9 protein-coding genes are annotated in these 11,842 nt (G+C 69.5%); 4 read left to right on the top strand and 5 right to left on the bottom strand.

Features of this window, described 5'->3' with window-relative positions:
• Nucleotides 1-286: 286 nt before the first annotated feature.
• Both ACZ0AA_RS12185 and ACZ0AA_RS12180 read right to left on the bottom strand, forming a co-directional pair.
• Nucleotides 287-838: a hypothetical protein gene (locus ACZ0AA_RS12185; RefSeq protein ID WP_463513054.1), complete on the bottom strand. Its 552-nt coding sequence runs from the start codon at nt 836-838 to the stop codon at nt 287-289.
• 51 nt (nt 839-889) lie between these two features.
• Nucleotides 890-1,051 carry a hypothetical protein gene (locus tag ACZ0AA_RS12180; protein ID WP_463513053.1) on the bottom strand — a complete coding sequence of 54 codons (162 nt, stop codon included), beginning with the start codon at nt 1,049-1,051 and terminating at the stop codon, nt 890-892.
• A 90-nt stretch (nt 1,052-1,141) separates the two neighbouring features.
• Between ACZ0AA_RS12180 and ACZ0AA_RS12175 the strand changes: the two genes are divergently transcribed.
• Nucleotides 1,142-2,116, top strand: coding sequence for a GlxA family transcriptional regulator (locus ACZ0AA_RS12175; protein WP_463513841.1), 975 nt, complete (start codon nt 1,142-1,144; stop codon nt 2,114-2,116).
• 31 nt (nt 2,117-2,147) lie between these two features.
• Here the strand turns inward: ACZ0AA_RS12175 and ACZ0AA_RS12170 are convergent, their stop codons facing one another.
• Nucleotides 2,148-2,849, bottom strand: coding sequence for an NRDE family protein (locus tag ACZ0AA_RS12170; RefSeq protein WP_463513052.1), 702 nt, complete (start codon nt 2,847-2,849; stop codon nt 2,148-2,150).
• Between the two features lie 70 nt (nt 2,850-2,919).
• Here ACZ0AA_RS12170 and coaBC point away from each other — a divergent pair, with 70 nt between their 5' ends.
• Both coaBC and ACZ0AA_RS12160 read left to right on the top strand, forming a co-directional pair.
• Nucleotides 2,920-4,134 carry a bifunctional phosphopantothenoylcysteine decarboxylase/phosphopantothenate--cysteine ligase CoaBC gene (coaBC, locus tag ACZ0AA_RS12165; RefSeq protein WP_463513051.1) on the top strand — a complete coding sequence of 405 codons (1,215 nt, stop codon included), beginning with the start codon at nt 2,920-2,922 and terminating at the stop codon, nt 4,132-4,134.
• A gap of 64 nt (nt 4,135-4,198) precedes the next feature.
• Complete coding sequence (locus ACZ0AA_RS12160; RefSeq protein ID WP_463513050.1) at nt 4,199-6,421, top strand: ATP-dependent Clp protease ATP-binding subunit; 2,223 nt, start codon at nt 4,199-4,201, stop codon at nt 6,419-6,421.
• Nucleotides 6,422-6,498: 77 nt separating this feature from the next.
• On the opposite strand, the gene ACZ0AA_RS12155 is transcribed toward ACZ0AA_RS12160, so the two are convergent.
• Together ACZ0AA_RS12155 and ACZ0AA_RS12150 are read right to left on the bottom strand one after the other, a co-directional pair.
• On the bottom strand, nt 6,499-7,086 hold the full coding sequence (locus tag ACZ0AA_RS12155) for a nitroreductase family protein (RefSeq protein ID WP_400864072.1): 588 nt from the start codon (nt 7,084-7,086) through the stop codon (nt 6,499-6,501).
• Between the two features lie 134 nt (nt 7,087-7,220).
• The gene (locus ACZ0AA_RS12150; RefSeq protein ID WP_463513049.1) at nt 7,221-8,129 is read right to left on the bottom strand and encodes a LysR substrate-binding domain-containing protein; all 909 of its coding nucleotides are present in this window, start codon (nt 8,127-8,129) and stop codon (nt 7,221-7,223) included.
• Nucleotides 8,130-8,276: 147 nt separating this feature from the next.
• Here ACZ0AA_RS12150 and ACZ0AA_RS12145 point away from each other — a divergent pair, with 147 nt between their 5' ends.
• Nucleotides 8,277-11,756: a proline dehydrogenase family protein gene (locus ACZ0AA_RS12145; protein ID WP_463513048.1), complete on the top strand. Its 3,480-nt coding sequence runs from the start codon at nt 8,277-8,279 to the stop codon at nt 11,754-11,756.
• Nucleotides 11,757-11,842 lie beyond the last annotated feature (86 nt).

Below are 11,842 nucleotides of genomic sequence, written 5' to 3'. Positions count from 1 at the left end.
CTGATGGGGACGGCGGCGTCGCGACTCCGTAGGGCTGGCCCGGTTGTGCGTAGGGCTGGCCGGGTTGCGTGTGCGGCTGACCCGGGTACGTATACGGCTGGTCGGGTTGCGCGTAGGGCTGGCCGTGTTGCGCGGGCGGCGGGGCCTGGTGCGTGGCCGGCTGGGGCTGCGCAGGGTATGGCTGGCTCGGAGAGGGATGCGGGGCCTGTCCGCCATCCCGAGGCTGACCCGAATCCTGGGGGCCGTCTGGGTTCTGCTGCTGGTCGCTCATCGATTCTCCGGACGGTCAGAAGGGAAGCGCGTAGAAGAGATTCGACACCCACGAGATGACGATCCCGACGAGCTCCGATGCGGTGATTCCGATCGCGATGCCCGCGAGGATCTGCGGCCCCGGTCGTCGCACCGACATCAGGCCGAGGATGAGTCCGACGACGGCGACGACCAGCACGAGTCCGTTGCCGATCGCTGAGAACGCGCCGATGGCGGAGGGGTCGCCCGTCATCCGGAACATCAGAGGGTACGACAGCGTGACGACAAGCCCGATCGCGAGCGAGACCAGAGCGAGAAGGAAGGCGGTGCGCCCGAGGCCCGCGCCGGGCTGGGGCGGACGCTGCTCACCCGGGTACGGCTGTCCTCCATACGGCTGCCCTCCATACGGCTGCCCGGGATAGGGCTGTCCGGGGTGCGGCTGTCGGTCGTAGGGCGGCTGCGGCGGTTGCGGCTGCTGCTGTGGATACGGGTGCGGCTGCTGTGGTGCCGGCTGCGCCGGATGGTGCGAGCCCGCGTAGTCAGGGGGAGTTCCGTGTGGCTGCGCGGGAGGCTGCTGGGGCTCGCTCATGCACACGAGCGTAGCCGCGCGCGTCGCCGCACGGGGAGATTCCGCTCCCGTTCAGCGATAGACGCGCCCGGTCTCCGCTCGGTCGAGGGCGTCGCGATCGGCGACGCGGGACCAGTCGGTGGGAACGCGTCGGTGTCCGTCGCGGCGGAGTTCGATGACGGTCGCGACGGCGGCCCACACGGCCAGGGCGATGAGTGCGATGATGAGGATCATGGCAGAAACGCTACGATCCCTCTTGATCTGCCACGAGTGGCAGAATAGACTCTGCTCGTAGGAAAACTGCCAAACCGGGAGAGCGCCATGATGAAGACCGTCGCCTGCATCGTCCAAGACGGCTTCGCGCCGTTCGAGTTCGGGCTCGTGTGCGAGGCGTTCGGCCTCGACCGGTCGAACGACGGGGTGCCGAACTTCGACTTCCGCGTCATCGCTCCGCATCCTGGCGTCGTAAAGTCGAAGCTGGGATTCTCGATCAATGTCGAGCACGATCTGTCGTTCGCGTACGAGGCCGACCTCGTCATCTTCTGCCCCGTTCCTCGCGAGTACTGGACGCAGATCGATCCGCTGCTGCTCGACGTCGCCCGCGACGCGGTGGCGCGGGGGGCCTGGGTGCTGACCATCTGCAGTGCCTCGTTCATCCTCGGCGCGGCGGGTGTGCTCGACGGGCGCCGCGCGACCACGCACTGGATGTACTCCGAGGTGATGGCTGAGATGTATCCCGAGATCGACATCGACCCCGACGTACTGTTCGTGCAGGACGACCGGATCATCACGAGCGCCGGCACGGCAGCCGGCATCGACGCCTGCCTGCACCTGCTGCGCATCGAGCTCGGCGCAGAGCTCACCAATCGCATCGCCCGCCGCATGGTCGTTCCGCCGCAGCGCGACGGCGGCCAGGCGCAGTTCATCGACCGCCCGATCCCGGTCGCCCAGAACGACTCCCTCGCCGCTGTCGCTGACTGGGCCGTCGAGCACCTCCGCGACGACCTGGGCGTCGATCAGCTCGCCGCGCGCGCGCTCATGTCTCCCCGCACCTTCGCCCGTCGCTTCAAGGCGGAGTACGGCGCGACTCCCGCGGCCTGGCTCGCGCGACAGCGCGTGCTGCACGCCCAGCGGATGCTCGAGCGCAGCGATCTGTCGCTCGAGCAGATCGCCGACGAGTGCGGCTTCGGTTCGGCGGCCGTGCTGCGGCAGAACTTCTCGCGGGTGCTCGGCACCACCCCGACGGCCTACCGCGCGCGCTTCTCGTGCGCGGACGAGACGGAGTCGTCGGCCGCCTGACCGCTCGGCCGCCTCATGCGGCGTGGTGCGCTCAGTGGTTCCAGTGCCCTGGGCTCGGGAGCGCGCGGTAGTCGACGTCGACCCCGCCGGGGGTGACGGCCGCGGTGCAGTACAGCAGCGACTGGGTCGGATAACCGTGCGGACGGTTGTCGCGGATGATCGCCCGATCGTCTTCGGGGTCGAGCCGAGCGGAGGAGGCGAGCAGCGATGTCCATTCGCCGGTCCAGTCAATGCTGTCGCCGGTCGCGCCCAGAGCGCGGAACTCGGGGAGCCACGCCGCGATCCGGGGAGTGTCGAGGTCGTCGAGGTCGTCGTGCGCGATCATGTGGATACCGTCGCCGAGGGCCGTCTCGCGCAGCTCTGCGCCGTCCCAGCTCAGCACGCGCGCTCCCTCCGGCCGCACCTCGAGCAGGTTGAAGCCGTGCATGGGAAGCGGAGCGACCGGGGAGCGTCCCATGACCGATTCGAGGGCGAGCGCACCGCGGGAGACGGCGACGTCTGCCGCGAGATCGACCACGTCGGCGCGGTTCAGCAGCACTGCGAGTCGCCGCTCGGCGGCGTTCACCGCGAGCCAGGCGCCGCCCGCCCGCCGGTCGCGGATGCCCGAGACGCCGGGGTGGGCATCGGGCCACCACTCGCCGAGGGCATCCCACTCGCGCTGCGGGTCTTCGTCTCGCACCGCGAGCAGCCGCGCGGTCTCGGGGCCGGCCACATCGATCACCACGGTGCACACGGGATCCAGTCTAGAAGCGGCTCGAGCAGTCTCGGGCCCGCGGCCTCGGATGCTGGGGCAGAATCGAACCGTGAACATCGTCGTCGGGGTTACGGGTGGCATCGCCGCATACAAGACAGTGCACCTGGTGCGTCTGCTGACGAAGGCGGGGCACGATGTGACCGTCGTGCCGACCGAGGACGCACTCCGATTCGTCGGCACCCCCACGTGGGAGGCGCTCAGCCGGCATCCCGTCACGACCAGCGTGCACGACGACGTCGCCCGGGTGCGACACGTCGCGCTGGGCCAGGGGGCCGATCTCGTGATCGTCGCCCCCGCGACGGCCAACTCGATCGCGAAGATCACCGCGGGAATCGCGGACGACCTGCTCGGCACCACGCTGCTCGCCACCGAGGCGCCGGTGCTGCTGGCCCCGGCGATGCATGCCGAGATGTGGCGCAACGCCGCCACGCAGGCGAACATCGCGACGTTGAGATCCCGTGGGGTGCACCTCGTCGGGCCGGCCGACGGCGAGCTCGCCGGCGGCGACAGCGGACCCGGCCGCATGTCTGAACCCGAGACGATCTTCGAGGCGGCCCTCGCCCTGCTCGCGCCGCGCGATCTCGAGGGGCTCCAGGTGGTCGTCTCTGCGGGTGGCACACGAGAGCCCATCGACCCCGTGCGGTTCCTCGGCAACCGGTCGAGTGGTCGGCAGGGCGTCGCGCTCGCCGCGGATGCCGCAGCGCGCGGTGCGGAGGTGACGGTGGTCGCGGCGAACATCTCGGCCGACGTGCTGGGTGATGCTCGGCATCCGTCCATCCGCGTCGTCCCGGTCGCGACCGCGGCAGAGCTCGCCGACGCCATGAAGGCGGCCGCGCCGGGGGCCGACATCGTGATCATGGCGGCTGCGGTCGCCGACTACCGCCCCGCGACGGTGTCGGAGCACAAGCTGACGAAGGAGCAGGGCGTGCTCACGCAGCTCGACCTCGTCGAGAACGAGGATGTCGTCGCCGCCCTCGCCGGCGCCCGCGCCGACGGTCGCGCGCCGCAGGGTCAGACGATCGTCGCCTTCGCCGCCGAGACCTCGGAGGATCCTGCCGAGCGCCGCGAGCGCGCTCGCCGCAAGCGGGAGCGCAAGGGCGTCGACCTGCTCGCCGTCAACCTCGCGAATGCCGACCACGGCTTCGAGAAGCGCGACAACGCGGTCGAGATCGTCGGAGGGGGTGGCGCTGTCGTGGCATCCGCGTCAGGCTCGAAACACGAGGTCGCGCGGGCGATTCTGGATACTGTGCGCACAATGCGCTAAAGTTGAGTCAAGTCCACTCAACTTTGTGGATCTCGATCAGAAGGAGTCTTCCCAGGAGGAGCACATGGCCAGCCCACAGAGCACGCAGAACGACGACCAGCAGTCCGCCCTCGAGCAGTTCGGTATCAACCTCACCGACCGCGCCCGACAGGGCAAGCTCGACCCCGTGATCGGGCGAGACAGCGAGATCCGTCGAGTCAGCCAGGTGCTCACCCGACGCACGAAGAACAACCCCGTGCTGATCGGCGAGCCCGGCGTCGGAAAGACGGCCGTGGTCGAGGGGCTCGCTCAGCGCATCGTCGCCGGCGACGTTGCAGAGTCGCTCAAGGACAAGGAGCTGGTGTCGCTCGACATCTCGGCCCTCGTCGCCGGGGCCATGTACCGCGGACAGTTCGAGGAGCGGCTGAAGAGCGTGCTCAAGGAGATCACCGAGTCCGACGGGAAGATCATCACCTTCATCGACGAGCTGCACGTGCTGATGGGCGCCGGCGGTGGCGAAGGCTCGGTGGCCGCCTCGAACATGCTCAAGCCCATGCTGGCCAGGGGCGAGCTGCGGCTGATCGGGGCGACGACACTCAACGAGTACCGCGAGTTCATCGAGAAGGATGCTGCTCTCGAGCGTCGCTTCCAGCAGGTCTACGTCGGCGAGCCCACGGTCGAAGACACGATCGCGATCCTCCGAGGACTCAAAGGTCGCTATGAGGCGCATCACGGGGTGACGATCGCCGACAGCGCGCTGGTCGCCGCCGCGGCGCTGTCGAACCGCTACCTGCCCGCTCGGCAGCTCCCCGACAAGGCGATCGACCTGATCGACGAGTCGATGTCGCGGCTCAAGATGGAGATCGACTCCTCTCCCGTCGAGATCGACCAGCTCAAGCGTCAGGTCGACCGCATGAAGCTCGAAGAGCTCGCTCTCAAGCGCGAGAAGGATGCCGCGTCGAAGGAGCGGCTCGCGGCTCTTCGCGAGCAGCTCGTGGGCATGGAGGCGCAGCTGGCCGAGCTCGAAGCCCGCTGGGCGCGCGAACGCCAGGGCCTGAACCGGGTCGGCGACCTCAAGAAGCAGCTCGACGACGCGATCACGCAGCGCGACCTCGCCATGCGAGAGGCCGACTACACCCGTGCATCGAAGCTGGAGTACGAGACGATCAAGCGCCTCGAGCGCGACATCGCCGAAGCCGAGCAGGCCGAGGCCACGGTCTCGACCGAGGGTCGCATGGTCAACGAGCAGGTCACCGACGAGGACATCGCCGCCGTGATCGCCGCGTGGACCGGCATCCCCGTGGGCCGGCTGCTGCAGGGCGAGAGCGAGCGGCTGCTGCACCTCGAATCCGAGCTCGGCAAGCGCCTCATCGGGCAGAAGGACGCCGTCAAGGCGGTGTCCGACGCAGTCCGACGTTCGCGTGCGGGCATCAGCGACCCCGGTCGCCCGACCGGATCGTTCCTGTTCCTCGGGCCGACCGGTGTCGGGAAGACCGAGCTGGCGAAGGCCCTGGCCGACTTCCTGTTCGACGACGAGCGCGCCATGGTGCGCATCGACATGTCGGAGTACGGCGAGAAGCACTCGGTCTCGCGGCTCGTCGGCGCCCCTCCCGGGTACGTCGGCTACGAGCAGGGCGGGCAGCTCACCGAGGCGGTGCGGCGGCGTCCGTACAGCGTCGTGCTGCTCGACGAGGTCGAGAAGGCGCACCCCGAGGTGTTCGACGTGCTGCTGCAGGTGCTCGACGACGGTCGTCTGACCGACGGCCAGGGGCGAACGGTCGATTTCACGAACGTCATCCTGATCCTGACCTCGAACCTCGGTTCGCCGATCCTCATCGACCCGACGCTGTCGCCCGACGAGAAGCGCGAGCAGGTGATGGCCCTCGTGCACCAGGCGTTCCGGCCCGAGTTCCTCAACCGTCTCGACGACATCGTGATGTTCTCGGCGCTCAGTCAGGACGACCTGGCCCAGATCGTCGAGCTCTCGATCGATCAGCTGCACGATCGCCTGCGCGATCGGCGGCTCACCCTGGCGGTCACGCCCGATGCCCGGTCGTGGCTCGCCGAACGCGGCTACGACCCGATGTTCGGCGCCCGCCCGCTGCGGCGCCTCATCCAGACCGAGGTGCAGAACAAGCTGGCCACCGCGCTGCTCTCCGGCGGGGTGCACGACGGCGACCTGGTGAGGGTCGATGTCGCGGTCGACGGCGCCGGACTGGTGCTGACGTCGACGTCACCAGAGCCCGAGCCCGACCTCGGTTCCGGAGACGACGACGAGGTCATCGAAGCCGAGCTGCTCGACGAGTAGGACCGGATACGACAAGAGGGGCGGATGCTGTCGCATCCGCCCCTCTTGTGTGCTCCCTGATGGGAGCGACTGCAACGTCAGGCGCTGAGGATGACCGTCTCGCCGATCGGGCGGCGCACGCGCGGTGCGGTCTCACCCTGCTGGAGACCCTCGGGAAGACCGGCGGCGTCGCCGTACTCGCCGACGGCGATCACGGTGATGGCGGAGAAGCGCGGCGACAGGTCGGCGAACTCGCGGATGACCTCGGGGTCGAAGCCGCTCATCTGGTGCACGAGGAGACCCTCGTGGTGCGCCTGCACCGAGAAGTGCGCCACAGCCTGGCCGAGGTCGTAGACCGCGTGGCTGATGGCCTTGCCCTCTTCGGACTCGGTCTCGGCGATCGCGACGACGAGCGCCGACGCCTTCGAGGCCCAGAGCTGGTTGAACTCGACCAGCGAGTCGACGACCTGATCGAACAGCGCGGTGCCGCGCCGAGCGACGATGAAGCGCCACGGCTGCAGGTTGTAAGCCGACGGCGACCAGCGCGCGGCCTCGAGGGCGGCGTTCAGCTTGGCATCGTCGATCGTGTTCTCGGCGTCGTAGGCGCGGGGGCTCCAGCGCCCGGCGAGGACGTCGAGGACGGGGTGCTCGGTGGGGGCGGTGCGGTCGATCACGGGAGTGCTCACGGAAGTGCCTTTCGAAAAGGAGTCGATCGGACTCCTTCGTCCGCGTACAAGCCTCTCAACCGATGCGTGTGAATGCATATTCCCGATGACGTCGCGTGACATCGTCTGAACGTCGATGACGCAGGCGGCGGGCGTCAGTCGAGCAGGTTGCGGGAGGCGGCGGACGCGAGCGCTCGCCGCACGGCCCGGATCGACGGCGCTGCCGCGGACACCCGTCGAGCCGAGGAGAAGATCTCCCGACGCGGCTCGTCCGGCAGGGACGTGAGTGCCACGGTGGGGGCCTCGCCCGCCCATACGAGTTCGGGCAGCAGGCCGACGGCGAGGCCCGCGCGGATCAGACGCACGTGCGCGGTGAGGTCGGCGACCTCGAAGCGCACATCGGGTTCGAACCCGGCGGTGCGGCACAGCTGCTCGGCCCATGCGCGCGACGCGGTGCCTGCGGGCTCGAGCACCCAGGGCTCGTCTCTCGTCGACCACAGAGCCGCGACCGCATCCGCCGTCTCCGGCGTGCCCGGCTGCCGGGCCAGGGTGATCGAGTCGTGCACGAGCACCACCCTGTCGAGGTCGGCATGGATCGGGCGGGTGCGGCCGGGGTACTGCTCGGCGAGGATCAGGTCGAAGTCGCGGCTCGACACGCCCACGAGTCCGGTCTCGGGGTCGCTCTCGGTCACCTCGACGCGGAGGGCCGGATGCTGCTCGCGCAGCGCGTTGAGCGCACCCGGCAGCAGGGAGTGCGCCGTGGACTGGAAGACGGCGATGTGCACCGTTCCGGTCACCTCGGTCAGAGACTCCGCGACAGCCACCTCGGCGTGCTCGAGCTGATCGAGGATGCCGATGGCCTCCGCCACGAGCACGTTGCCCTGCGGGGTGAACTGCACCCCGCGTCCGACCCGGCGCAGCAAGGGGACGCCGACGTCGCGCTCGAGCGCGCTGAGCTGCTGAGACACCGAGGCCTTGCTGTAGGAGAGGGCGTCGGCGACGGCAGAGAGGGTTCCGCGACGAGACAGCTCGACCAGCATCCGCAGGCGGTTGACGTCGAGCATCGGCTCTCTTTCTCGAGGACGCGGATCGTTCACTCTGACTGAACAGAATGCTCGCGAATCGGTTGATAGACGTAGCCTACTCGTGCGCCTGACAATGATCGAGCCGCACACGTACCCGGGTGTGCGATCCCCCTGGAAGGTTCCCCGATGACTGTCGCCGCCGACACCACCACCCCCGACACGACGCCGCGCACCGAAGAGGTCGCGACCCTCGTGCAGCGCTGGCTCACCGAGAGCGAGACGCACCCCGTCGAGCCCGCCGCGCAGCGCCTGTCCGAAGTGCTCAAGGACCCCAACGGGCTCGCCTTCACCGTCGGGTTCGTCGACGGCGTGATGCGTCCGGAAGACCTCAGCGTCGCCGGCCGCGCGCTCGCCGACCTCTCGGACATCACCCCCTCGCTGCTGCCCGGATACCTCCGCGCCGCGATCAAGACCGGCGGCTTCTGGGCGCCGAAGCTGCCCGGCGTCGTCGTGCCGATCTCGCGTCGTGTGCTGCGCGCGATGGTGGGGCACCTCGTGCTCGACGCGACGCCGTCGAAGCTGGGCCCCGCGATCGCGAAGCTGCGCAAGAGCGGAAACCGCCTGAACCTCAACCTGCTCGGCGAGGCCGTGCTCGGTGAGCGCGAGGCCGGTCGACGCCTGCAGGGCACCTACGACTTCCTCGCCCGCAAGGACGTCGACTACGTGTCGATCAAGGTCTCCAGCGTCGTCAGCCAGCTCTCGATGTGGTCGTTCGACGAGGCCGTGGCCGACGTGGTCGAGAAGCTCACGCCGCTCTACGAGCTCGCAGCGAGCTCGGAGGCCGCGGGCAAGACCAAGTTCATCAACCTCGACATGGAGGAGTTCCGCGACCTCGACCTGACGATCGCGGCGTTCACCAGCATCCTCGACCAGCCGGGTCTCGAGAACCTCGAGGCCGGCATCGTGCTGCAGGCCTACCTGCCCGACGCCCTCGGCGCGATGCAGCAGTTGCAGGAGTGGGCCGCCGCCCGTCGCGCGAAGGGCGGAGCGCCCATCAAGGTGCGCGTCGTCAAGGGCGCGAACCTCGCGATGGAAGAGGTCGACTCGAAGGTGCACGGCTGGCCGCTCGCCACCTACGGCACCAAGCAGGATTCCGACACGAACTACAAGCGTGTGCTCGACTGGTCGATGACCCCCGAGCGACTGGATGCCGTGCGCATCGGCGTCGCGGGACACAACCTCTTCGACGTCGCGTACACCTGGCTGCTCGCCCAGGCGCGCGGGGTGACCCATGCCGTCGAGTACGAGATGCTGCTCGGCATGGCGACGGGCCAGGCCGAGGCCGTCCGCAAGGACGTCGGTCGGCTGCTGCTCTACACACCCGTCGTGAACCCGGCCGAGTTCGACGTGGCCATCGCCTACCTCGTGCGCCGTCTCGAAGAGAACGCCAGCCCCGAGAACTTCATGTCGGCCGTGTTCGAGCTGGCCTCGGACCCCGCGCTGCTCACCCGCGAGCGCGAGCGCTTCGAGCGTTCACTGGCAGGTCTCGAGGCCGACCGTTCCGTGCCCTCGTCGAATCGCGTGCAGGACCGTGCCGCTGAGGCGGCAGCACAGACGGATGCCGCCACCACCGGCTTCGAGAACCAGCCCGACAGCGACCCGGCGATCGCCGCGAACCGCGCCTGGGGTCGCGAGATCCTCGCGCGCTCCGTGGACTCTACGCTCGGTCTCGACTCGATCGCCCTCGCCAAGGTCGAGACGACCGACGAGCTCGACGGCATCTTCGCCGCCGCATCCGCCGCCGCCGGTCGATGGGCCGCACTGCCCGCCGCCGAGCGCGCCGCCGTGCTGCACCGCGCCGGTGACGAGCTGGCCGCACGGCGCGGTGCGCTGATCGAGATCATGGCGCACGAGGCGGGCAAGACCATCGCCGAGGCCGACCCCGAGGTCTCGGAGGCGATCGACTTCGCGCACTACTACGCCGAGCGCGCCCTCGACCTCGAGAACATCTCCGGCGCCGAGTTCGTGCCGTCGAAGGTGACCGTGGTGACCCCGCCGTGGAACTTCCCGGTGGCGATCCCGGCCGGCGGCGTGCTCGCGGGTCTCGCGTCGGGCTCCGGCGTGATCATCAAGCCCGCCAAGCTGACGCAGCGCTGCGGCGCGGTCATGGTCGAGGCGCTGTGGGCAGCGGGCGTTCCGCGCGACCTGCTCGCACTCGTCGATCTCGCGAATCGCGACCTCGGCACCCGTCTGGTGGCGAGCCCCGAGGTCGACCGCGTGATCCTCACCGGTGCATATGAGACGGCGCAGCTGTTCCGCTCGTTCCGCTCCGACCTGCCGCTGCTCGCCGAGACCAGCGGCAAGAACGCGATCATCGTCACGCCGTCGGCCGACCTCGACCTCGCGGCCGCCGACGTCGCGCGCAGCGCGTTCGGCCACGCCGGCCAGAAGTGCTCGGCGGCGTCTCTCGCGATCCTCGTCGGCTCGGTCGCCGATTCGAAGCGGTTCGAGCGTCAGCTGGTCGATGCCGTCACCTCGATGCGCGTCGGTCTGCCCGAGGACCCGGCCACCCAGATGGGGCCGATCATCGAGCCGGCGAACGGCAAGCTGCTCACCGCGCTGACGACCCTCGAGAGGGGCGAGCGCTGGCTCGTCGAGCCGAAGAAGCTCGACGACGAGGGCAAGCAGTGGACGCCCGGCGTCAAGATCGGCGTCGCACCGGGGTCGACCACGCACCTGACCGAGTTCTTCGGACCGGTGCTCGGCATCATGCACGCGAAGGACCTCGACGAGGCGATCCGCCTGCAGAACGCCGTGGATTACGGCCTCACCGCCGGCATCCACTCGCTCGACTCCGACGAGGTGGCCACCTGGCTCGACCGCGTCGAGGCTGGAAACCTCTACGTCAACCGCGGCATCACCGGGGCGATCGTGCAGCGTCAACCCTTCGGCGGCTGGAAGCGCTCGGCCGTCGGTGCGGGTGCCAAGGCCGGTGGGCCGAACTACCTGTTCGGTCTCGGCGAGTGGGCTCCGGCCGAGCTCCCCGCAGCGGCGCCCGGAGCAGCGGTGAACTCCGCTGTCGACGCGGTGCTCAGCGCGGCCGGCTCCGACCTCGGTGCCGTCGAGATCGAATGGCTGCACCGCGCGGCCGCGTCCGACGAGCGCGCCTGGGTCGACGAGTTCGGCGCCGTCAGCGACAAGTCGGGCCTCGGGGTCGAGCGCAACGTGTTCCGTTACCGTCCGGTCGCGGTCGACGTGCGCATCGCGGAGGATGCTCCGCTCGCCGACGGCATCCGTGTGATCGCTGCGGCTCTGCGCAGCGGCAGCCCGTTCACGGTGTCGGCATCGGCTCTGCCTTCTCGGGTGGAGAAGGCGCTGCGTGCCCAGGGTGTCGCCGTGACGAACGAGAAGGATGCGGCCTGGGTCAAGCGCTTCGCCAAGGCTGCGGCGAAGGCCGAGCACAGCTGGCAGCGGGTGCGCCTCGTCGGTGGCGATGCGTCGGCTCTGTTCGAGGCACTCGGCGGAACGCCCGATGTCGCCGTGTGGTCGCATGCCGTCACGGGCGCGGGCCGCGTCGAGATGCTGCCTTTCCTGCACGAGCAGGCCGTGTCGATCACCAACCACCGGTTCGGAAACCCCACCGCCCTGTCGGACGGCCTGCTCTGACCCTGCTCGCGCCCCCGCGTGACGACGAGGCCCCACCCCGCAGATGTCTGCGGGGTGGGGCCCTGTCGATGGAGGGGGTCTCTGCG

This window comes from Microbacterium sp. AC035, from assembly GCF_979258485.1.
Note: the sequence above shows the minus strand (reverse complement) of the source record. Positions and strands in the feature narration are given on the sequence as shown.